The organism is Nonomuraea thailandensis, from assembly GCF_024172165.1.
GTDB classification, from domain to species: Bacteria; Actinomycetota; Actinomycetes; order Streptosporangiales; family Streptosporangiaceae; genus Nonomuraea; species Nonomuraea thailandensis.
In genome coordinates, this window is sequence record NZ_JAMZEB010000002.1 from 160,540 (window position 1) to 181,923 (window position 21,384).

Sequence of the window (21,384 nt, forward strand, 5' to 3'; positions counted from 1 at the left end):
CCGGTCTCGTTCAGGCGGGCAGGTCGGTCGCCCGGGCGGCGACCAAGCCGAACAGGTCGCCGATCGTGGTCAGGGCCGCGGCGTGCAGGGCGTCCGCAGGGATCGGTGTGCCGTCCGGACCGGCCAGCGGCCGCGTCGCGCACGCTTCCGCCACCACCGTCGGGCGGTAGCCGAGATTGAACGCCCCCTGAGCGGTGAACTGGACGCACATGTGAGTCATGAAGCCCGCCAGCACCAGGTCAGGCCCGGCGTCCAGACGGCGCAGCGTCGCCGGCAGATCCGTCTCGTGGAAGGAGTTCGGGAACCCCTTCACCACAACCGGCTCACCGTCCCGAGGCGCGACGCGCGAATCGATCTGGCCGATCTCGGCGCGAATGTCGTACGGGGTCCCCTCGCCACCGTCGTTGACGACGTGCACCACCGGCGTCCCGGCGCTACGGGCGCGGTCGAGAAGGCGAGCGGCGGCGTCCAGAGCGCGGTCGGCATCGGGAAGGGCCATGACGCCGGTGCGGTAGGTGTTCTGGAAGTCGATCAGGACCAGGGTGCTGGCGGACAACGACGGCAGAGCCCCGTCCAGGCCGATCACTTCGCGCAGAGTGGTCGAAACGGTCATCTCATTCTCCTTGGAGTAGTACGAAACAGGACATGGTGAATCACCGGCCGTGGTCAGACGTGGATCCGTCAACGGCCGTAGTAAGGGGCCAGCCTCGCCGGGCGCAGACGGCGCGACCACACACGCCCGCCGTGCCCGATCGGGAAGGGGCGCTGCGACCGCGGCCCGCCTGCGTCGATCGAGCGGAGGCGCAGCGAGCGCGCCTCCGTCTTGCCCGATCAGACGGACGCCGCGCGAACGTGCCCCCGCATCTGTTGCACAGGAGCGTCGCGGGGCCCCGCCGCCTGCGCCGGTCGGGCGGACGCCGTGCGAACGTGCCCCCGCACCTGTCGCTCAGAAGCGTCGTGCCGGGCCCCGCCGCCTGCGCGCCTCGGGCGGACGCCTTGCGAGCGCGCCCCCGCCTGGACCTGGCGCAGGCTGCGGAGGCCCTCCGCCTGGGCTGGTCAGGTGGAGGCGGTTCGGCCGCGCCCCACCAAACCCCTGCCAGGACCGGAAGAGGACCCCGTTGAGGCCGAGGGGCGGTGGGCAGGTCAGGCGGCCGTGCGGAACCGTCGCCGATAGGAGACAGGGGTGGTGCCGAGGCGCCGCCGGAACGCCCGATGCAACGTCTCAGCCGACCCCAGCCCACACGCCGCCGCGACCCGATCGAGCGGCTCATCTGTCCCCTCCAGCAACCGCCGCGCCTCCTCCACCCGGGCCGACTCGACAAAGGCGGCCGGAGTGGCCCCGGTCTCCTTGCGAAAGACCCGGGCGAAGTGCCGCTCGCTCAGGCACACGCGCTCGGCGAGCGCCGCCGCCGACAGGTCGGCGCAGAGGTTCGCGGTGATCCACACCCGCAGCTCGTCGATGTCGCGGCGCTCGGTAGGCGCCTGCCACAGCGGAACGCTGAACTGGCTCTGCCCGCCCTGCCGCTTGAGGTACATCACGAGTTGCCGAGCGACCGCCAGAGCGATCCGCTCGCCATGGTCCTCCGCGACCAGGGCGAGCGCCAGATCCATGCAGGAGCTGATGCCCGCGCCCGTCCACACCTTCCCGGATCGGATGTAGATCGGGTCGGGATCGACGGTGACATCGGGGTGGTCGGTGGCCAGCCGGTCGGCGGTGGCCCAGTGAGTGGTGGCCGTCCGTCCAGCCAGCAGGCCCGCGGCGGCCAGCAGGTGCGCCCCGACGCATACGGAGGCGACCCGGTGGGCGTGCGGGGCGGTGTCGGCGATCCAGCCGACCAGCTCCGGATCGATCACCGGTGCACCGTCACGGTCCACCGCGCCGGGCACCACCAGTGTGTCGACCCGATCGCCGACCTGGTCGAAGGTCAGGTCGGTGGCGAGCCGTACCCCGGCGCTGGTGCGCACCTGGCCGCCGTCCGGCCCGGCCAGCAGCACCTCGTACGGCGTGCGGCCGGTCATCTCCCGGTTCGCGACCGCGAAGACTTCCGCGGGACCGGTGACATCGAGGAGGTCAACGTCGGGGAACACAGCGACAACGACACGGTGCGAAGCGGGCATGCACCTATTGTCACCAGAATGCCTTCATGACCGCTATGACGCGGTTCTGTCACATCCGGACACCGCTCGCGAAGCCACGACCAAGTCGGACGCACCCCGGCAGGGGCGGGAGAACGCTCCAAGAGCATCAGGACCAGGAACGTTCCAAATCTCTGCCGATCCCAGGGCTGCGCAACATCACTCACTGTGCAACGAGGCACGGATCCCCGGCGCGGTAGGGCGGCACCGGGACCACGCGACATTCGGTGCCCTATGGACCCCGTGGCGACGTACCCATGGGTCATGTTTCGGCGCGCGCTGGTTCGCGGCGCGCGGTCGGACGCGCGCCCGGGCCCTGACCGGTCTCGGCTCCAGACGGTGACTCGTCTCCGCCAGGGCTGTGACCCGCCTGCGCTGGAGACGGAGCCCTGCCTTGGCTTCCGGTCGCGACCAGCCTCGGCCGAGACAGCGATCATCTCCTCCGCAGGCTGTGGCCCACCTTGGAACGGGAGCGAGACCTGCCTTCACTGCAGGCCCTGACCCACCTTGACCCGAGAGGGGACCTGTCTCATGACCGCCTTGGCCCGAGAGGGGACCTGTCTCATGACCACCTCGGCCCGAGAGAGGCCTGCCTGGTGACCCGCCTCGGCTGGAGACGGAGGCTGCCTTGGCCACAGGCGGTTGCCCGCCTGTCTCGTCGGCCGGAGACGGTGACCCGCTCCTGCTAGAGGCGGCGCAGGACCGCTACGACCTTGCCCAGGACGCTGGCCTCGTCACCGGGGATGGGCTCGTAGTTGGCGTTGTGGGGGACCAGCCACACATGGCCGTCCTTGCGCTTGAAGGTCTTGACCGTGGCTTCGCCCTCGATCATCGCGGCCACGATGTCGCCGCTCTCTGCCACGGGCTGCTGGCGTACGACCACCCAGTCACCGTCGGCGATGGCGGCCTCGATCATCGAGTCGCCGGCGACCTGCAGGAGGAACAGCGTGCCCTCACCGACAAGCTGCTTGGGCAGGGCGAAGACGTCTTCGACGCTCTCCTCGGCGAGGATCGGCCCACCGGCGGCGATGCGGCCCACGAGAGGGACGTAGGCGGCCGTCGGCCGGTTGATCGTGGGCTCCTCGTCGGTGGCGTCGGGGTCGACCCAGAGCACGGGCTCGCCCGGGAGGCGGACCTCCAGCGCGCGCGGCCGGTGCGGGTCGCGGCGCAGGTAACCCTTGCGCTGTAGTGCGGTGAGCTGGTGCGACACGCTGGACGTGCTGGTCAGCTGCACCGCCTCGCCGATCTCGCGCATGGACGGTGGATATCCGCGCTGCTGCACCGAGTCGCGGATCACTTCGAGGATCTTGCGCTGCCTGGGCGTCAGGCCCAGGGAGTCTCGCCGGCGCACCGCGAGGTCGCTGACCCCGTTTGCGTCATCCCGCTCGGTCATGCTCTTCCTCCTCGCCTGGCGGCCCGCCTCACCGGCGAACCTCCCGGTCCGTGGTCCTGATGTCGCACACAGCGACCGTATCGCTGTTGAAGATCATCTTCAAACAATTGTTCGAGTCTTCCTCGAAATTGTCGCCAGCGTGGTGTACAACATCGTACGGGAGTTCGATCGACATCGTGTTCGATTTGCTGATCTTTATTTGGCCTTTCCTCAGGCCACACGGCAGGAGGTCATCCATGCGAACGCCCACAAATACGGACACGACCAGCGAAGACGTCAACCGGCTGACACTGATCGCCGATGCCACGCAGAGTAAGGATCGACGGGCCGACAATACGCGGGCGGGGGCTGCGGTTCGCGGGAATTCCGGCAAGAGCCTGGGGCCCCGTTCGGCTGGAGGGGGAAGATCCCATTTGCGGCTCGTCCCGTCACCGCGTTCGGGCGATGAGGGCTCGGATGCCACCGTTCCGCCGCCCCCGGGGAGGGGCGTCAGGCGGCAGGGGCGGGGCGACGGCGATGACACCGTGGCGGGTCGCAGGTCCGGCGACAAGGGCGGGGTGCGAGGGGCACGAAGCGGAGGGGGTAAGGGCACGAGGGGGCGAGAGAGGGCACGGCGGGCCGCTGCTTCGTCGGGCAACGGCGGCTCCATGGGGCGACGGGGCGATATCGACGCTCGGCAGCGCGGCGGGGGCTACGTTCGAGAGCGTGCCACCTCCACGGGGAAGGGCAGCCTCCGCGCGGTGGAGGAGAACGGTCGTGCGAGGGAGGGAATCGGTCGTACCAAGGGAAGCGGCCGTGCTCGGAAGGGCGCCGTCTCGGTTCGGGCTGGCTCCGTCACGGTTCGGGCCGGTGCCGGCTCTGTTCGGGCCGGTGCTGACTCCGCTCGCGGTGGTGGTGCCTCCGCTCGAAATGACGGCGTCTCCGAGCGGAGGCGGAGCGCCGCGGCTCGAAAGCTGGCGGTCTTCGGGCGGCGGGGCGTCTTCGGCCGGCGACGTGCCTCCGGGCGCTCACGGGTCTCCGACCGCTCAGAGGTCTCCGGCCGGTCGGCTGTTTCGGGCCCGTCGGCTGCCAGCGGGCAGCCAGTTGTCTCATGGCAGGCGGCTGGCTCTGGACGGTCAGGTGTGTCCGCTCAGTCAGGCGTCTCCAGGCAGTCGGATGTCTCCAGGCGGTCGGGCGTCTTCGGGCGGCGGGACGCTTCTGCGCAGGCGGCCGCTTCTGCAGGTCGGGGAGGTTCCGGGAGGGGCGCCGCTCCTGTGCGGCTGACCCGGCGGGGGCGGGTCGTGCTGGTGGTGGTTGTGGCGTTGCTGTCGTTGGGCGGGTTCTGGCTCGGTACGCGGGCGGCGGGGCACGCGGAGGTGCGGGTAGTGATGGCCGGCCATGCCGGGCTGCCGTGGGTCGAGGTGCACAAGGGGGACACATTGTGGGAGATCGCCGACGCGCTCTCCGAGGGGGATGACCCGGGGGCTCTGGTGGAGGACATCAAGCGGTTGAACGGCCTGTCCGACTCGCTCATCCGGCCGGGCACCCGGATCTACGTCCCGAAGGACACCGCCGCCTTACGCTGACCATGCCGCCGGGGCTGGATCGAGCGGGGCTGAACTGGGCAGGCAGGGCAGGTCGGCCAGGCATGGCAGGGCAGGGCGGAGTCAGGCGAGCCGGGTAGTGCTTGCCTTGCCGGGCAGGTAGGGCAGGTCGGCCAGGCTGGAGCGACAAGCCAGGCAAGCAGGGCAGGGCTGGGTCGGGCAAGCTGGGCAAACCAAGCAGCGCTTCGCCAGGCGAACTAAGCCGGGCGGGGTCAGGTGAGCCGGGCCGTGCTGGGCTGGCCGGACAGGATCCGCTGAGCCAGGCTGGCCGGACAGGATGCGTTGGGGCGGGCGGACTGGGCTGGCAAGGCGGGGCCGGTTGCGGCGGGTCAGGCCGGGTCAGTTCGGATCGGGGCGGGTCAGTTCGGATCGGGCCAGATCGGGCCGCGACGTGTTGTGCGGTCGGGGTATCGCGGTCTGCCTCGCCTCGCCGTCGGCAAGGTCGCGATGTGGCTCACCCGCTTGCGCGGCACACTCTGCCGGTTCCGGGCCGTCGTGGTCGGCTGCGCCGGTATGCCGCCTCGCGCTGGGGCGTTATGCCGCGCTGGTGTCGCGTCACGCCACTCCATGGTGGCGGGCCGCCCTGAGCTGTGCCGTGCCGGAGCGTTGCGGGGTGCCGCGCTGGCGTTGCTGTGCCCCGGGTGTTGTGTGGTGCCGCGCTGGCGTTGTGTGCGGTGTCGCGCTGTTCCTTGGCGGCGAAACTGCGCGCGCTGTGGCGGTGCTGTGGCCGGGCCTTGCCGGCGTACGCGCGGGGCTGGCTGCATGGGAGCCTGGCGACAGGTGCGTTGTGGGTGAGCTGTGCCGCTGGCCTGCTTGCTGTCCTGGCATGTCGCCGTCGCGTGGTCGTCTGCTGTCGCCATGATGAACGTCGCTGGCGGCAACGCTGCGGGCGTCCTGCCGGGCTCAACTGCGGCTCGCCGCCCAACCGAAGCTGAGTCGGTCTGCGATCGGCCGAGTGCCGAAGCCCGGCCGTGGCCCGCTGCGTACGGAAGCTCGGTCGCGGTGCGCCGCGAACCGAAGCTCGGCGTGGCCCGCTGCGTACCGAAGCTCGGTCGCGGTGCGTTGCGTGCCGAAGCTCGGCCGCGGCGCGCCGCGAACCGAAGGCTGACCGAGGTCCGCCGCGAGCCGCGCCCGGCCCTCGGCCCTCGGTCGGTGGCCCGGCAGTCGGCAGTCGGCAGTCGGCTGGCGACGGTACTGCCGGCAGTCGGCTGGCGAGAGCCGGAAGCGTCGCTCAGGGGGCGAGGGAAGGGATGGGCGAGGGCGGGGTGTGGCCTCGGGTACCTTTGTGAGGTTTGTTCACGACCGTGGCTGGAAGCAACCGATGTGACGCTCCGACCTGCGGGAAGATCGCAATCGCCGGACGACACGCCCGGGACGGATGATGATGGTGGGCTGATCAGCGACTTCAGCGGGAGGGCACCGCTCAACTTGCGTTCATGGTCGCGCGCTTCTACGGTTGGACCACAACATCTAGTAGTTACACCGATGTAGTTCACCACACCTTGTGTTTCTGTGACCGCTCTATGGACAGCTGTGGAGTGTGCGCGAGCGTCCCGTCATGGCGGGTGAGGGCGCGTGTGGTGGCCACAGGTTTCTTGGAGGCGAAAGCGTGCATTGTCCGTTCTGTCGCCACCCTGACACCAGGGTCATCGACAGCCGCTCCACGGATGACGGGGCGGCCATCAGGCGCCGCCGTACCTGTCCCGAGTGCGGGCGCAGGTTCACCACGCAGGAGACCGTACTGCTGATGGTGAGCAAGCGCAGCGGAGTGACGGAGCCGTTCTCGCGGGACAAGGTCGTCGCGGGCGTGCGGCGGGCGTGCCAGGGCAGGCCGGTCAGCGAGGACTCGCTGGCACAGCTCGGGCAGCGGGTGGAGGAGGCCATCAGGGCGAAGGGCGCGGCCGAGATCCCCTCCAACGAGGTGGGCCTGGCCATCCTGGGCCCGCTGCGGGAGCTGGACGAGGTGGCCTACCTGCGGTTCGCATCGGTGTATCGCGGTTTCGAGAGCCTGGCGGACTTCGAGGCCGAGATCAAATCGTTGAAGGCGGAGAAGGGGGAGTCATGACGGAGACGGCCAGCGGTTCAGTGGCGCGCGGGGGCAAGCGTCCGCGTAAGGGACTGAAGATGAAGCGGATCTTCACCAAGCCCGGCGTGCACCCGTATGACGAGATCCAGTGGGAGCGCCGCGACGTCGTCATGACGAACTGGCGCGACGGGTCCATCAACTTTGAGCAGCGGGGCGTCGAGTTCCCCGCGTTCTGGTCGGTCAACGCGGCCAACATCGTGACGACCAAGTACTTCCGCGGCGCCGTGGGCACCCCGCAGCGCGAGTGGAGCCTGAAGCAGCTGATCGACCGGGTCGTCGGCGTCTACACCAGGACGGGGCTCGAGAACGGCTACTTCGCCAGCGAAGAGGACGCCGAGATCTTCGACCACGAGCTGAAGCACGCCCTGGCGCACCAGGTGTTCGCGTTCAACTCGCCGGTGTGGTTCAACGTGGGCACGCAGTCGCCGCAGCAGGTGAGCGCGTGTTTCATCCTCTCCGTGGACGACACGATGGAGTCGATCCTCGACTGGTACAAGGAAGAGGGTGTGATCTTCAAGGGCGGTTCGGGTTCCGGGGTGAACCTGTCGAGGATCCGCTCGTCCAAGGAGCTGCTGTCCAGCGGCGGCACGGCCAGCGGGCCGGTCTCCTTCATGCGCGGCGCCGACGCCAGCGCGGGGACGATCAAGTCGGGCGGCGCGACGCGGCGGGCGGCCAAGATGGTCGTGCTCGACGTCGACCACCCCGACATCGAGGAGTTCATCGAGACCAAGGCGCGCGAGGAGGACAAGGTCCGCGCGCTGCGTGACGCCGGTTTCGACATGGACCTCGGCGGCAAGGACATCGTCTCCGTCCAGTACCAGAACGCCAACAACTCCGTGCGCGTCTCCGACGAGTTCATGCGCGCGGTGGAGCAGGGCGGCGACTTCGGCCTGCGGGCCCGCCTGACCGGCGAGGTCATCGAGAAGATCGACGCCAAGGACCTGTTCCGCAAGATGGCCAAGGCGGCGTGGGAGTGCGCCGACCCCGGCGTGCAGTACGACGACACGATCAACGACTGGCACACCACGCCCGAGACGGGCCGGATCACGGCCAGCAACCCCTGCAGCGAGTACGTCCACCTCGACAACTCCTCCTGCAACCTGGCCAGCATCAACTTGCTGAAGTTCCTGAAGGACGACAACTCCTTCAACGTGGCCGACTTCGTCAAGCTGACCGAGCTGATCATCACCGCGATGGACATCTCGATCACCTTCGCCGACTTCCCGACGGAGAAGATCGGCGAGACGACGCGCGCGTACCGCCAGCTCGGCATCGGCTACGCCAACCTGGGCGCGCTGCTCATGGCGACCGGCCACGCCTACGACTCCGACGGCGGCCGGGCCGTGGCGGGGGCGATCACGTCGCTGATGACTGGTGTGTCCTACCGTCGCAGCGCCGAGCTGGCCGGGGTCGTCGGCGCGTACGACGGCTACGCCAGGAACGCCGAGCCGCACAAGCGTGTGATGCGCAAGCACGCCGCGGCCAACGACGACCTGCGCACGGTCGGCTCGATGGACGCGAAGATCCACGCCGAGGCGTCGCGCCAGTGGTCGGAGTGCCTGAAGCTGGGCGAGAAGAACGGCTACCGCAACGCCCAGGCCAGCCTCCTCGCGCCCACCGGCACGATCGGCCTGATGATGGACTGCGACACGACCGGCATCGAGCCGGACCTGGCGCTGGTCAAGTTCAAGAAGCTCGTCGGCGGCGGCTCCATGCAGATCGTCAACCAGACGATCCCGCGGGCGCTCAAGCAGCTCGGCTACCAGCAGGAGCAGATCGAGGCCATCGTCGAGTACATCGGCGAGCACAGCCACGTCGTCGACGCGCCCGGCCTGCGCCCCGAGCACTACGAGGTGTTCGACTGCGCGATGGGCGAGCGGGCGATCGCGCCCATGGGCCACGTCCGCATGATGGCGGCCACGCAGCCGTTCCTGTCCGGCGCGATCTCCAAGACGGTCAACCTGCCCGAGTCGGCCACGATCGACGACATCGAGCAGGTCTACCTGGAGGGCTGGAAGCTCGGCCTCAAGGCGCTGGCCGTCTACCGCGACAACTGCAAGGTCGGCCAGCCGCTGTCGGCCGGCGACGGCTCCAAGAAGCAGCAGGAGCAGCCGAAGGAGGCCGAGCCCGAGGTCAAGGTCATCGAGGTCAACCGGCCGACCCGGAGGCGCATGCCGAACCAGCGGCCGAGCATGACCACCCGCTTCACGGTGGGCGGCGCCAAGGGTTACATGACCGCCTCGTCCTACCCTGACGACGGGCTCGGCGAGGTCTTCCTCAAGATGTCCAAGCAGGGCTCGACGCTGGCGGGCGTCATGGACGCGTTCTCGGTGGCGATCTCCATCGGGCTCCAGTACGGCGTGCCGCTGGAGACGTACATGAGCAAGTTCGTCAACATGCGCTTCGAGCCGGCCGGCATGACGGACGACCCCGACATCCGCATGGCGACCTCGGTGATGGACTACATCTTCCGCCGCCTGGCCCTGGACCACCTGCCGTACGACGAGCGGGCGGCGCTGGGCATCTTCTCGGCGGCCGAGCGGGCGGCGCAGCAGCGCGGCGAGGACCCGGCGGCCCTGCAGGAGACGGTCGACCGGGAGGCGCTGGCCCAGTCGGCGCCGATCGAGGCCGCCCAGCCGAAGGAGGACCCGCAGCCTGCCGTCCAGGAGCTGACGCTGGAGAGCCACCAGCGCTTCACCGCCGACGCGCCGCTCTGCATGACGTGCGGCACGAAGATGCGTCCGGCCGGTAGCTGCTACGTGTGCGAGGGCTGCGGCTCGACCAGCGGCTGCAGCTGACAGGCGACACCCGGCCTGGCTTGATCGGCTGAGGCCCGTGGTGCCTGCTTGAGAAGGGGGCCCGGACATCGTTCCGGGCCCCCTTCGGCGAGTTGGGGCAGGGTGATGGCGGTGGGCGGCGGACCTGGCGGTGTGATCAAGGGAGTCTCATGTCCCGCACTGCTCATCACATTGATCGTCCGGTTCCCGGCGGGGGAGTCCCCTGGCGATCGGTGACGATAGTTGATCTCCGTTACAGTGCCGCATGCCTGCGACAGGCCCGGCAAGAGGGTCACCGGCCGCGCCCGATGCTCCTGCGCCGCAAGGTCGACGTCTACTCCTGGGCCAGGTCGAATCCCCGGGACCGGTCCGTGTCGGAGTGGGCGGAGATCGAGGAGCGACGGGCCCGCCAGAGCCTGCGTCTCAGGCTCGAAGCCATCCGGCGGAGGGCCAACGCCACAGCCGACGGCTCTTCCGCCTCAGAAGCGATCGATGATCTCGAAGTGCACCCCGCACGGCACCGTCGCAACGCCATCTGGCAGTACTGATCAGGGCGTCCGATGACTGCTCCGCCGGAGCCCTCCGGCCGCGGCTGAGCGCCCTAGAACATGCCGTGCGGGATCTGGCACCGGCTGCACGACGTCCCAGTGCTCGGCGATCTGCCCGTCCACCAGCCGCCAGATGTCCACGACGGCGACGCCGCGCTCCTCGCCCGCCGGGGTCAGGTGATGGTGCAGCATGACGAGGTCACCTTCGGCGATGACCCCCTTGAGGTCGAGGCGGGTGGCGGCCAGGGGCGAGGTCGTGATGAATGAGATCCAGGCTGGAGGAGATCGCGGTGGAGGCGTACCTTCCGGTCGACGCCGGGGCCGCCCGGTACCTGCGCGGGGATGTCCAGTAGCGGACAGCGGGATGGATCGGGCGCGCTGCGGTCGTCATGCTGCCGGGTATGAGGCGGATCGCGGGGCTCGCCGTGCTGTTCGGAGCGGTGCTGTACGGGGTGCACAGGCTGGCCATGGTGGCCGTCGCGTGGCTGATCGGCAACCAGGACATGATCGTCGGGCTGGACTGCTGCGTCGACTACCACAGGAACGCCCCTGACCCGTGGGGGAACGTGCTGGTCGCCGTGTCCGGCGTGCTCGCCACACAGATGGTGGCGTGGGCGGCCATCGGGCTGCTGGCGGCGCGGCGCGGCTCCGCCCGGGTGCTGGCGACCCTGGCCGGCACCGCGTTCGTGGTGAGCCCGTTGTTGCAGCTCATCGTGTACGCGGTGTGGCACTGGGCGGAGCGCGACTACGTCGCGGTGATCGACTACCTGATGGACGCGACCGGGCTGCCGGAGATGGCGCTGATGGCGGCGATGCTGGGACTGTTCGCCGGGTATGCGCTGATCTTCTGGCTGGGGTTGCGGGCAGCCTGGGACCGGGCCACGAACACCACGGCCACGGCGGCCCCCACGCCCTGACCGGCCTCCACCTCCTGACCGGCCTCCACGCCCTGACCGGTCTTCGCGCCCTGACCGGCCCGTGCGTCAGGCGGCGCTGCCGGTGGAGGCGGTCGTGCGGCGTGAATGCTCAGGAGTCGAGCACGTCGCTGAGCACGTCGGGCCGGTTGGTGATGATGCCGTCCACCTTGTAGCCGATCATGCGGCGCATGGCGGCCGAGCTGTCGACGGTCCAGGTGAGGACGTCCAGGCCGAGGGCGTGCACGCGGCGGACGTAGGAGGCCGTGAGCGTGGTGTACGGCGGGTTGATCTGGTCGGCGAACTTCGCCAGCCCAGGCAGCTCACCGGTCGAGGGCGTGCCGAGCAGCCCGATCGGCGCCTCGGGCAGCAGCCGGTCGAACCTGCGCATCGAGTCCCAGTCGAACGACTGCACCACCAGTTTGCCGGGAGCCAGCCAGGAGGGGTGGCGGCGCAGCTCGGCGGCGATGCGGGCCTCGATCCCCTCGTAGCGCTCCGGGGCCTTGACCTCCAGCAGCAGGCCCATGCCTGAGCCGCTCATCTCGCGCAGGGCCTCGCCCAGGGTGGGGACGGGCTCGCCGTCGTACTGGCCGGACAGCCAGGAGCCGGCGTCCAGCTCGCGGATCTGGTCAAGCGTGAGGTCGCCGACGTTCCACGGCGACAGGTCGGGGAAGACCTGCTCGGCGTTCGTGGTGCGGGACAGCGTCGTGTCGTGCATCAGGACCAGCTCGTGGTCCGCCGTCTCCTGGACGTCCAGCTCGAACAGGTCGGCGCCCTGCGTGGTGGCCAGTTCGAACGCGGCGATCGTGTTCTCGGGGGCGTAGGCGGAGGCGCCCCGGTGGGCGACGTTCACGATGGTCGCGGCTTCGGCGGGGGTGGCGGGAGGGAGGAAGGTGAGAGAGATGAGGGAGGTCGCGATGAGGACGGCGAGTCGCCTGAACATGGGTCTCCTCGGCTGGGGAGAGACAACGACTCGACGGTGACAAGATCCCGTGACTTGGAGTTGAGAGCAGAGTAACTCGACGGTGCCGCGCGGATGAGCATTCGACGCGCGTACGCGCCGGAGCGGGGCCCTTTCGGGCTCGGCCCGCCCCGGCGCGTTCGGCCCCCGGTGCGGACGGTCCTAGCGCAGGTCCGCCCCGGCGCGTTCGCCCTCGGTGCGGACGGTCCTAGCGCAGGCCCGCGTCGAGTGCGGTGGTCAGGGTGCCCGAGTCGCCGGACATCTCCCAGATCATCGCCCCGAGCAGCCCCTTGCTCCGCAGCCAGGCCGTCTTCTTCCCGATCGACCAGGCGTCGTCGAACGTCCACCACTGCCCGCCGTCGCCGGTGAAGCAGTACGTGGCCACCGCCTGCTCGTCGTGCCTGACCGTGCAGCCGGGCACCATGGCCAGCAGGTTCGTGTAGCCGCGGGTGCCGGCCTCCTCCTGGAACTGGCCGGGAGCGGCGCCGCCAGCCTGCTGCCACTCGCCGTACCTGCCGCCGTCGGCCACCCGCTGCCAGCCGCGGCCGTAGTACGCCAGGCCGATGGTGATCTTGCGGGGGTGGACCCCGGCCTGGAGGTAGACGTCCACGGCCTTCTCCACGCTGAAGTCCGGGTCGTACGGGCTGTCGGTGTCGAGATGGAGGTTGCCCTGGTGGCCGGTACGGTTCGGCTCCCAGGAGTTGTCGCTGCCCGCGCCGTGGAAGTCGTACCCCTGGACATTGAAGATGTCCAGAGATTTCGTGACTTCGGGGAGGTCCCAGCCGGCGGCGATCTTGGCCGGGTCGGCCGGGGTGAAGGCCGTGAGCTGGTACCGCTTGCCCGTCGTGGCCGTCAGCGCGTCGAGCTGGCGGCGGAACTCGGCGATCAGCAGCGTGTTGTTCGCCTTGTCGGCCGGGCTGACGTGGTTGCCCGGATGCCCCTCGGCGCCCGGCCACTCCCAGTCGAGGTCGATGCCGTCGAAGACGCCCGCCGCCGTGCCGGGTCCGCCCGCGCCGTTGTAGGCGGGCAGGTTGCCCTTGATGTAGATGTCGATGCACGACGCCACGAACTTCTTGCGCGCCGCGTCCGTGGCCGCCACGTCGGAGAAGTACTTCGAGTACGTCCAGCCGCCCAGCGAGATCAGCACCTTCAGGTGCGGGTGCTTGGCCTTGAGCTTCTTGATCTGGTTGAAGTTGCCGCGCAGCTTCTCCCAGCCGGTGTCCGCCACGCCGTCCACCGACTGCGCGGCGCTGAACGGCCGGCCGTAGTCGGCCTCGGCGTCGCCCGCGCCGTCGCCCTGGTCGGGATCCTGCGGGTCGGTGCTGGTGCCCTTCGTGACGCCCTGCAGGCAGGTGAGGTTCTGCGGGTCGATGTTGGCGAAGGCGTAGTTGATGTGGGTCAGCTTCGCCGCCGCGCCGGTCGTGTCGAGGTTGCGGACGAAGTACTGGCGGCCGTAGATGCCCCACTGCACGAAATATCCGACGCGGGCGTAGCCGGTCTCGACGATGTCCGCCGTGGTCACCCTCACCGCCGCGCCGGCCGGGGAGAGGTTGTCGTACAGGTCGCGGGCCCGCACGGTGAACGTGTACTCGGTCGAGGGCGACAGCCCGGAGACGACCGCCGTGGTGCCGGAGACGGTCGTCGCCACCGAAGAGCCGAGAAGGACGTCATAGCCGGCGATGCCGGAGTTGTCGGAGGAGGCCGCCCAGGTCAGAGTGACGCTGGACGACGTCCGCGCGGTGCTGCGCAGGTCGCCCGGCGCGGTCGGCGGCTGCGTGTCGTCGGCCGGGTTGCGGGTGGTGACCGCCAGCGGCGCGGACGCCGGTGACAGCGTGCCCTTGCGGTCCTTGGCCCTGACGGTGAACGTGTACGCGGTCGAGGGCGACAGGCCGGAGACGGTCGCCGTGGTGCCGGTGACGGAGGCGGCGACCGCGGAGCCGTTGTAGACCTCGTACCCGGTGATCGGCAGGCTGCCGGGTGCGGCGGCGTCCCAGGCCAGTGCGACGGTCCTGGTGGTCCTGGCGGGCGAGCGCAGGTTCCCTGGCGTGCCGGGCGGCGCGTCGGGGCTGCCGTCGCAGTTGACGTCGTTGACCCGGCAGCTCACCGGCTCGGCGCCCGCGGTGCTGACGGTGAAGGACGGGCTGTACGGCTCGGTGGTCGCGCCCGCGTTCACGGTCGTGTTGTAGTGCGCGGGCGTGAGCGTCACCGTACGGCCGCTCTGGCTGAGCGAGGCGTGCTGGGCGTTGCCCGCGGTGACCCCGGCCGGAAGCTCGAAGACGATCGTCCAGCCGTTGAGCGGGGCCGTGCCGTTGTTGGCCACCACGAACCTGGCCGCGCTCCCGTTCACGTCATAGGTGGCGCTGACCGGCGGCTTGGCGGGCGGGTCGCCGCCGCTGCCGTCGCAGTTCGCCCCGTCGATCAGGCAGCTCACCGGCTGGACGGCGGAGCTGAGCGTGATCTTGGGGCTGTACGGCTCGGTGTTCCTGCCCGGTTGCACGGTGTTGATGTAGAACGCGGGGGCGAGGGTCACCCTGGTGCCGTTCTGCCTGATGGTGGCGTTCTGCGGGCTGGACGCGGTGACGCCGGAGGGCAGCTCGAAGACGATCGACCAGCCGGTCACGGCGGTCGTGCCCGGGTTGCTCACCACGAACGTGCCGGTGGTGCCGGACAGGGTGAACGTGGCGACGAGGCGGCTCGCGGCCTGTGCGGGGAGAGCGCACAGGGCGGCGATCACGAGGACGGCCAGCAGGGGGGTGGCTAATCGGCGCACGTCGGAGACCTTTCAGTAAAGAAAGTTTCCTAACAATTAGCCGGATCGTAAGCCCGCCTCGCACGCCTGGCAAGGCCCTCGCGCCCGCACTGGGTCCCAGAGCTGCGCGCCGCACAGGGTCAGGGCCCGCGCCGGCTGTGCCGGCAACGCTGCGGCGCTCGCCGGGTGCGGCGTGGCGTCTGCGCGCATGGGTGTCGGGTGGCGGCGTACGTGCTCGCCGGCTCAGCCGACGGGCAGCTCGGTGCCGTACAGACGTGACACCCGCAGCCGGATCACCAGCCGCCGATCGGCCACCATCTGCCGCAGGAAGGCGAGCTCACCCACCGGATCGGCGAGCGGCGGCCGCATGCCCAGCAGCTCCAGCCCCACCTCGTCACCCGGATCGAGGCTCACCGGCGACAGCTCCGCCTCGCCCTCGGCCACGGCGAACGACCGGAAGTCGTCGCTGGCCACGTAGAGCGAGCACCGCGCGTCCTTCTGGAGCTGGCGCACCTTGAGCCGGTCGGCGATGGTGGAGATCCGCACCACGCGCTGCCGCGGATCCCAGGTGTAGGTGACGGTGGACAGCTGGGGCCGCCCGTCGGCCCTGATCGTGGCCAGCGCGCCGAAGCGCTGCTCGGCCACCAGGTTCGACAGCTCCTCGTCGCTCAGCGACTGGGGGCCCGGCCCCGCGTCGAGACCGTAGTTCTCCGCCATCCACCAGCCCTCGTAAATCGGGAAATTTCACCCTATACCGAGCTGGCGGTTGAGCGTCTGGACGTCCGAGATCACCCAGTACTCGGCGAACCTCCCCTCCCGCACCCGCAGGATGTCGTGCCCGCTGAACGCGATCCCGGAGCCCTGCGCCGCCGTCACGCCGGGAAGCCCGCCCCGGTACGCGCCCGCGAACGTCCAACGTGCCGACACCAGATCCCCGTCCACGATCGGCCCCACGTCCAGCGTGACCTTGACGTCGTCGAACGGCGCGTGCCCCTGCCGCAGCGCCTCGACCAGCTCGTCCGGCCCCGAAACCGTCATACCGGGCCAGTGGCCGGTGAAGTCGGGGGTGACGAGTTCGTGCGCCAGCTCGAACTCACCGTTCCAGAGCTCGAGCAGCCATCGTCTGTACAGGTCTGAGATCATCCGGACCCACTACCCACTCACCGGTAGGTTACGAGTCATGAATCTTGCTATTACCAGCGGATATGTAGTACCCGTCGATGGCGACCCCATCGACGGCGGGACCGTGCTCATCCAGAACGGGAAGATCACGGCGGTCGGCCGGGACGTGGCCGTGCCGGAGGGGACCCCGGTCGTGGACGCCGCCGGCACCTGGGTGCTGCCCGGTTTCGTGGAGGCCCACGGCCATCTCGGCGTGCACGAGGAGGCCGAGGGCTGGGCCGGTCAGGACACCAACGAGATGACCGACCCCAACGGTGCCCGGCTGCGCGCGCTGGACGCCATCAACCCGGCCGACCTGGCCTTCGGTGACGCGCTGGCCGGCGGGGTCACCACCGCGGTGATCAAGCCGGGCTCCGGCAACCCGATCGGCGGCCAGACCGTGGCGATCAAGTGCTGGGGCAGGTCGGTGGACGAGATGCTGCTCAAGGAGCCGGTGAGCGTCAAGAGCGCGCTCGGTGAGAACCCCAAGCGGGTGTACGGCGACCAGAAGAAGCTGCCCTCCACCCGGCAGGGCGTGGCCGCGGTGATCCGTGACGCGTTCCTGCGGGCGCAGGACTACCGGGCCAGGAGGGCCGCCGCCGAGCAGGAGGGCAAGCCGTTCGACCGTGACGGCACGCTGGAGATCCTGGTCCGCGTGCTGGACGGCGAGCTGCCCTGGTGCCAGCACACGCACCGGGCCGACGACATCGCCACCGCGCTGCGCCTGGCCGACGAGTTCGGCTACCGCCTGGTGCTCAACCACGGCACCGAGGGGCACCTGCTGGCCGACACCCTGGCCGAGCGGAACGTGCCGGTCATCATCGGCCCGCTGCTCGGCAGCCGGTCGAAGGTCGAGCTGCGGCAGCGCTCGCTGCGCAACCCCGGCATCCTCGACCGCGCGGGCGTGGAGGTGGCGATCACCACCGACCACCCCGTGGTGCCCATCCACTTCCTGGTCCACTCGGCCACGTTCGCCGTCAGGGAAGGGCTCGACCCGGCGGCCGCGCTGCGCTCGATCACCGTCAACCCGGCCCGCATCATGGGCCTCGACGACCGGGTGGGCGCGCTGCGGCCCGGGCTCGACGGTGACGTCGTCATCTGGTCCGGCGACCCGCTGGACGTCATGAGCCGGGCGCTGAAGGTGTTCATCGACGGCCGGGAGGTGTACGCGTACACCGACGGCGAGCCCGTGGTGGCCGATCCCTACTACCGCGATTCAAGTCACCGTTAAGCGCTTGTAGATGCGTGGCGCGCATAGTGGGCGAAGCCAACGGGAAGAGAGGCATCACCATGACTGCTCCTCCGCTCGCCCAGCGCCCCAGCAAGGCTCTGCTGATCGGGCTGGTCGTCTCCGGAGTCCTCGCGCTGATCGTGCTGGTCATCATGCTGCTCTCCGGTGGCCCCCTCGGGTTCGGCCTGTCAGCGCTGCTGGCCGTGGCGCCCCTGCCGGTGCTGCTCGCGGCGGTGCTCTCGCTCGACAGGCTCGAGCCCGAGCCGAAGCTGCACCTCGCCTTCGCCTTCGCGTGGGGCGCGGGGGTGGCCATCGTGGCGGGCATCGCGCTGACGCTCCTCGGCCAGCAGTTCTTCGTCAGGGCGGGCTACACCTCCGCCGCGGTCGAGAACATCGGGGTCGTCGTGATCGCCCCGCTCGTGGAGGAGGCGCTCAAGGGCTCGGCCCTGCTGCTGCTCCTGCGCCGGCGGGCCGAGATCGACGGCCTGACCGACGGCATCGTGTACGCCTCCATGGCCGGCCTGGGCTTCGCCGCCGTGGAGAACGTCGGCTACTACCTGCTGGCGTTCGGCGAGGACGGCGCGGGGGCGGCCGTCCAGCTCTTCGTGCTGCGCGGGCTGATCGACCCGCTCGGCCATCCGATCTACACCTCGATGATCGGCCTTGGCGTCGCGTACGCGCTGACCCGCAACAACACCGCCAGGTACGCGGCGATCCCGTTCGGCTACGTGGCCGCGGTCTTCCTGCACGGTCTCTGGAACGGTGCGGCCACCACCGGCTCGCTCGAGTGGCTGGGCGTGGCCTACCTGGTCATCATGGCGGCACTGGTCCTGCTCATCGTCGTCACCGTCGTCGAGCGCCGGCACCTCATCGCCAGGATGGCCTACTACCTGCCCGCCTACAGTCAGACGGGGCTGATCAGCGACGCCGACGTACGGATGCTCACCACGCTGTCCGCCCGCAAGGCGGCCCGCAAGTGGGCCAGGGGCGCGGGCGTCGGCCAGGCCATGAGCGACTACCAGCAGGCGGCGACCGAGCTGACCATGCTGCACCTGCGGGCCGAACGGCAGGGCGTGGAGCCGCGCAGGTTCGCGCTGGAGCGCGACGCCCTGCTCGGCGCGATGGCCCGCACCCGCCGCTGGTAGCGGCGGCAACCCCCAGCCCGGACGACCCCCCAGCCCGGACGAGCCTCAGGCCCGGACGACCCCCCAGCCCGGACGAGCCCCCAGTCCGGACGAGCCTCAGGCCCGGACGAGCAGGGCGGCGAGCGCCGTGACCCCGGTCAGCACCACGCATCCGGCCACCGCGACCGTCGCTCCCTGCCCCGGCCCGAGGCTCCCGACGACCGCCGCGATCCCGGCGGCCCCCAGCGACGAGCCGATGTACCTGGCGGTGTTGTTCGCTCCCGAGCCCATGCTCACCCGATGCGCGGGCACGCTCTCGATCGCCAGGTGCGTGATCGAGGAGTTGATCAGCCCGGACCCGACCCCGCTCACCGCCAGCCCGCCGGCGACCAGCGGCAGCGACAGCGAGAAGCCCACGCCCAGCAGCCCGGCGAAGCCGAGCGCGCTCAGCCCGAGCCCGAGGGCCAGCCGCGCGGCGGCCCGCAGCGGCACGAGCCCGCCCAGCAGCGAGGCCACGAACGACAACCCCGACCACACGCAGAACAGCAGCGCCGTGTCCAGCGGCGTCAGCCCGTGAGCCACCTGCAGCACGGTCGGCAGGTAGCTGAGCAGCCCCACCACCGCAGCGCCCACGACCAGCGCCCCGCCGGTCGCGACCAGGAACAACGGCCGCCGGAACAACTCCAGGTCCAGCAGCGGCTCCGCCCGCCGCCGCTCGATCGCCACGAACGCCCCCACCAGCACCACGGCCAGCACGAACGCCACGACCACGACCGGCCGCGTCCACCCGGCCCGCCCCTCGGTCACCCCGGCGACCAGCGCCGCCACGCCCAGGCTGAGCAGCACCACCCCTGGCACGTCGAACCTGCGCGGCGCCGCGGAGCGCGACTCCTCCAGGGTGCGCGCCGCCGCGACCGCCAGCACCAGCGCTCCGGCCGCCATCACCCAGTACGCCGACCGCCAGCTCGCCACGGCGGCCAGCACGCCGGACAGCAGCGGCCCCACGGCCGTGCCCAGCCCGATCATGGCCCCGTACAGAGCGGTGGCCCGCACCCGCCGCGCCCCCGACGGGTAGGCGTGCCCCACGATGCCCAGGCTCGCGGCCAGCATGGCGGCCCCCGCCCCGCCCTGCACCAGCCGGGCCAGCACGAACACCGGCACGTCCGGGCTCAGCGCGGCCACGATCTCGGCGGCGCCCATCACGGACGTCCCCGCCACGAGCACCCGCCTGCGTCCATGGTCGTCGGCCAGCCCGCCGGCCACCAGCAACAGGGAGGCCAGCCCGAGCGCGATCGAGCCGAGGATCCACACCGGCCCCGTCGGCCCGGCCCCCAGCGACGCGGCGGTCTGCGGCAGCGTCGCCATCGGCAGCGTGAAGTTGGTCAGCACGAGCAGCGGCACCGACGAGGCCACGGCGAGCGTCCCCTGGCGCACTGCCGGTTCAGTGATTGTCGGTTCAGTGATTGAACTCATGCCGCGCACACTAACACGGTTCGGTGAATGAACTAACATGGGATCCATGGCACTCGGCAAGAACTACGACGGCCAGAGCTGCGCGCTGGCCAGCGCCCTGGAGGTGATCGGCGAGCGCTGGACGCTGCTCATCGTCCGCGACGCCCTGTACGGCGTGCGCCGCTTCGGCGACTTCCAGGCCCACCTCGACATCCCGAAGGCGGTGCTGTCGCAGCGGCTGGCCACGCTCGTCGAGGCCGGCGTGTTCGAGCGCCGCCGCTACCAGGAGACGCCGCCCCGCGACGAGTACGTCCTGACCCCGGTCGGCCGCGAGCTCTGGCTGCCCGTGCTGGCGCTGGCGCAGTGGGGCGAGCGGAACCTCGCCACGAAGGGCCCGCTCCGCGTGTTCCACCACGTGACCTGCGGAGGCCGGCTGGAGCCGACGTCGTCCTGCATGACCTGCGGCGCCGTCGTCAAGCTGGAGGACGTCGAGATGCGCCCGGGCCCGGGCCTGGCCGCCGACGCGCGACAGGACCAGGTCAGTCTCGCCCTTCGGACGCCACACCGGATGCTCGACCCGATTCCCTGACAAAATGGGGTGTTACCCCCGAAGGGAGATCACATGAGCTGGGCCGAGATCGGGTCGGAGGCCGAGCTGCGCGAGCTGCTCGGCGAGGTCATGCCGAGGGCCGCGACCAAGGAACGGCAGCGCCTGCACGAGCGCGACCGCGAATGGCTGGCGGCCTCGCCGTTCTGCCTCATCGCCACCTCGGACGAGGCGGGCAACTGCGACGTCTCGCCCAAGGGCGACCCGGCCGGTTTCGTGCACGTCATCGACGACACCACGATCGCGATCCCCGACCGCCCGGGCAACCGCAGGGCGGACGGATTCCTCAACATCCTGAAGAATCCGCACGTGGGGTTGCTCTTCCTGATCCCCCGCAGGAACGAGACGCTGCGCATCAACGGGCGGGCCCGGCTCGTCCGCGAGGCCCCGTTCTTCGACGAGCTGATCGTGAAGGGGCACCGCCCGCATCTCGCGCTCGTCGTCGAGATCGAGCAGATCTTCTTCCACTGCCCCAAGGCGTTCCTGCGCTCGGGCCTGTGGAAGCCCGACTCCTGGGCCCCCGACACGCTGCCGTCGCACGCCAGGATGGTCAAGGACGTGCAGTCGGTGGAGGAGAGCCTCGAACAGCTCGAAAGCTACTACGGCGAGAGCTACGCCAAGCGCTTGTACGGCGGCTGACGCCGGGCGCCCGCTCCGGCTCC

At 70.4% G+C, this 21,384-nt stretch carries 18 protein-coding genes; 8 read left to right on the forward strand and 10 right to left on the reverse strand.

Annotated elements, in window-relative coordinates; genetic code table 11:
• Nucleotides 1-10: 10 nt before the first annotated feature.
• The 4 genes from HD597_RS04860 to HD597_RS04875 form a co-directional block, all read right to left on the reverse strand.
• A complete protein-coding gene (locus tag HD597_RS04860) occupies nt 11-613 on the reverse strand; it encodes an isochorismatase family protein (RefSeq protein ID WP_253740495.1) in 603 nt (200 codons plus the stop codon).
• A gap of 530 nt (nt 614-1,143) precedes the next feature.
• The gene (locus tag HD597_RS04865) at nt 1,144-2,118 is read right to left on the reverse strand and encodes a GlxA family transcriptional regulator (protein ID WP_253740496.1); all 975 of its coding nucleotides are present in this window, start codon (nt 2,116-2,118) and stop codon (nt 1,144-1,146) included.
• Nucleotides 2,119-2,821: 703 nt separating this feature from the next.
• Nucleotides 2,822-3,529: a transcriptional repressor LexA gene (gene lexA, locus HD597_RS04870; protein WP_253740497.1), complete on the reverse strand. Its 708-nt coding sequence runs from the start codon at nt 3,527-3,529 to the stop codon at nt 2,822-2,824.
• Nucleotides 3,530-3,557: 28 nt separating this feature from the next.
• Complete coding sequence (locus HD597_RS04875; RefSeq protein WP_253740498.1) at nt 3,558-3,836, reverse strand: hypothetical protein; 279 nt, start codon at nt 3,834-3,836, stop codon at nt 3,558-3,560.
• 946 nt (nt 3,837-4,782) lie between these two features.
• Between HD597_RS04875 and HD597_RS04880 the strand changes: the two genes are divergently transcribed.
• The 3 genes from HD597_RS04880 to HD597_RS04890 all read left to right on the forward strand — a co-directional run bounded on the left by HD597_RS04880 (nt 4,783) and on the right by HD597_RS04890 (nt 9,996).
• A complete protein-coding gene (locus HD597_RS04880) occupies nt 4,783-5,094 on the forward strand; it encodes a LysM peptidoglycan-binding domain-containing protein (RefSeq protein WP_253740499.1) in 312 nt (103 codons plus the stop codon).
• 1,627 nt (nt 5,095-6,721) lie between these two features.
• On the forward strand, nt 6,722-7,177 hold the full coding sequence (gene nrdR / locus HD597_RS04885; protein ID WP_185102343.1) for a transcriptional regulator NrdR: 456 nt from the start codon (nt 6,722-6,724) through the stop codon (nt 7,175-7,177).
• On the forward strand, nt 7,174-9,996 hold the full coding sequence (locus tag HD597_RS04890; protein ID WP_253740500.1) for a vitamin B12-dependent ribonucleotide reductase: 2,823 nt from the start codon (nt 7,174-7,176) through the stop codon (nt 9,994-9,996). Before nrdR ends, HD597_RS04890 begins: the two co-directional genes overlap by 4 nt.
• Before the next feature lie 527 nt (nt 9,997-10,523).
• On the opposite strand, the gene HD597_RS04895 is transcribed toward HD597_RS04890, so the two are convergent.
• Nucleotides 10,524-10,793, reverse strand: coding sequence for a nuclear transport factor 2 family protein (locus tag HD597_RS04895; RefSeq protein WP_308210954.1), 270 nt, complete (start codon nt 10,791-10,793; stop codon nt 10,524-10,526).
• A 131-nt stretch (nt 10,794-10,924) separates the two neighbouring features.
• Here HD597_RS04895 and HD597_RS04900 point away from each other — a divergent pair, with 131 nt between their 5' ends.
• Nucleotides 10,925-11,440: a hypothetical protein gene (locus HD597_RS04900; protein ID WP_253740501.1), complete on the forward strand. Its 516-nt coding sequence runs from the start codon at nt 10,925-10,927 to the stop codon at nt 11,438-11,440.
• Between the two features lie 109 nt (nt 11,441-11,549).
• Here the strand turns inward: HD597_RS04900 and HD597_RS04905 are convergent, their stop codons facing one another.
• The 4 genes from HD597_RS04905 to HD597_RS04920 all read right to left on the reverse strand — a co-directional run bounded on the left by HD597_RS04905 (nt 11,550) and on the right by HD597_RS04920 (nt 16,290).
• Nucleotides 11,550-12,380 carry a glycerophosphodiester phosphodiesterase gene (locus HD597_RS04905; protein WP_253740502.1) on the reverse strand — a complete coding sequence of 277 codons (831 nt, stop codon included), beginning with the start codon at nt 12,378-12,380 and terminating at the stop codon, nt 11,550-11,552.
• A gap of 226 nt (nt 12,381-12,606) precedes the next feature.
• Entirely contained in the window at nt 12,607-15,168 is a 2,562-nt protein-coding gene (locus HD597_RS04910) for a glycosyl hydrolase family 18 protein (protein WP_253740503.1), read from the reverse strand.
• A gap of 222 nt (nt 15,169-15,390) precedes the next feature.
• Nucleotides 15,391-15,864: a PPOX class F420-dependent oxidoreductase gene (locus HD597_RS04915; protein WP_253740504.1), complete on the reverse strand. Its 474-nt coding sequence runs from the start codon at nt 15,862-15,864 to the stop codon at nt 15,391-15,393.
• 27 nt (nt 15,865-15,891) lie between these two features.
• Nucleotides 15,892-16,290 carry an ester cyclase gene (locus tag HD597_RS04920; protein ID WP_253740505.1) on the reverse strand — a complete coding sequence of 133 codons (399 nt, stop codon included), beginning with the start codon at nt 16,288-16,290 and terminating at the stop codon, nt 15,892-15,894.
• A gap of 37 nt (nt 16,291-16,327) precedes the next feature.
• Between HD597_RS04920 and HD597_RS04925 the strand changes: the two genes are divergently transcribed.
• The gene (locus HD597_RS04925; RefSeq protein WP_253740506.1) at nt 16,328-17,539 is read left to right on the forward strand and encodes an amidohydrolase; all 1,212 of its coding nucleotides are present in this window, start codon (nt 16,328-16,330) and stop codon (nt 17,537-17,539) included.
• Nucleotides 17,540-17,598: 59 nt separating this feature from the next.
• Complete coding sequence (locus tag HD597_RS04930; RefSeq protein WP_253740507.1) at nt 17,599-18,684, forward strand: PrsW family intramembrane metalloprotease; 1,086 nt, start codon at nt 17,599-17,601, stop codon at nt 18,682-18,684.
• 96 nt (nt 18,685-18,780) lie between these two features.
• Here HD597_RS04930 and HD597_RS04935 read toward each other — a convergent pair whose 3' ends face one another.
• Complete coding sequence (locus HD597_RS04935; RefSeq protein WP_253740508.1) at nt 18,781-20,097, reverse strand: MFS transporter; 1,317 nt, start codon at nt 20,095-20,097, stop codon at nt 18,781-18,783.
• 85 nt (nt 20,098-20,182) lie between these two features.
• Between HD597_RS04935 and HD597_RS04940 the strand changes: the two genes are divergently transcribed.
• Complete coding sequence (locus HD597_RS04940; protein WP_253740509.1) at nt 20,183-20,704, forward strand: winged helix-turn-helix transcriptional regulator; 522 nt, start codon at nt 20,183-20,185, stop codon at nt 20,702-20,704.
• A gap of 33 nt (nt 20,705-20,737) precedes the next feature.
• Nucleotides 20,738-21,361 carry a pyridoxamine 5'-phosphate oxidase family protein gene (locus HD597_RS04945; protein ID WP_253740510.1) on the forward strand — a complete coding sequence of 208 codons (624 nt, stop codon included), beginning with the start codon at nt 20,738-20,740 and terminating at the stop codon, nt 21,359-21,361.
• The last annotated feature ends 23 nt before the right edge of the window (nt 21,362-21,384 follow it).

Excerpts from the sequence above, each read along its gene's own strand:
- HD597_RS04860 (WP_253740495.1), bottom strand. The coding sequence starts at position 613 with ATGACCGTTTCGACCACTCTGCGCGAAGTGATCGGCCTGGACGGGGCT.
- HD597_RS04865 (WP_253740496.1), bottom strand. The coding sequence starts at position 2,118 with ATGCCCGCTTCGCACCGTGTCGTTGTCGCTGTGTTCCCCGACGTTGAC.
- lexA (WP_253740497.1), bottom strand. The coding sequence starts at position 3,529 with ATGACCGAGCGGGATGACGCAAACGGGGTCAGCGACCTCGCGGTGCGC.
- HD597_RS04890 (WP_253740500.1), top strand. The coding sequence starts at position 7,174 with ATGACGGAGACGGCCAGCGGTTCAGTGGCGCGCGGGGGCAAGCGTCCG.
- HD597_RS04900 (WP_253740501.1), top strand. The coding sequence starts at position 10,925 with ATGAGGCGGATCGCGGGGCTCGCCGTGCTGTTCGGAGCGGTGCTGTAC.
- HD597_RS04905 (WP_253740502.1), bottom strand. The coding sequence starts at position 12,380 with ATGTTCAGGCGACTCGCCGTCCTCATCGCGACCTCCCTCATCTCTCTC.
- HD597_RS04915 (WP_253740504.1), bottom strand. The coding sequence starts at position 15,864 with ATGGCGGAGAACTACGGTCTCGACGCGGGGCCGGGCCCCCAGTCGCTG.
- HD597_RS04920 (WP_253740505.1), bottom strand. The coding sequence starts at position 16,290 with ATGATCTCAGACCTGTACAGACGATGGCTGCTCGAGCTCTGGAACGGT.
- HD597_RS04925 (WP_253740506.1), top strand. The coding sequence starts at position 16,328 with ATGAATCTTGCTATTACCAGCGGATATGTAGTACCCGTCGATGGCGAC.
- HD597_RS04930 (WP_253740507.1), top strand. The coding sequence starts at position 17,599 with ATGACTGCTCCTCCGCTCGCCCAGCGCCCCAGCAAGGCTCTGCTGATC.
- HD597_RS04940 (WP_253740509.1), top strand. The coding sequence starts at position 20,183 with ATGGCACTCGGCAAGAACTACGACGGCCAGAGCTGCGCGCTGGCCAGC.
- HD597_RS04945 (WP_253740510.1), top strand. The coding sequence starts at position 20,738 with ATGAGCTGGGCCGAGATCGGGTCGGAGGCCGAGCTGCGCGAGCTGCTC.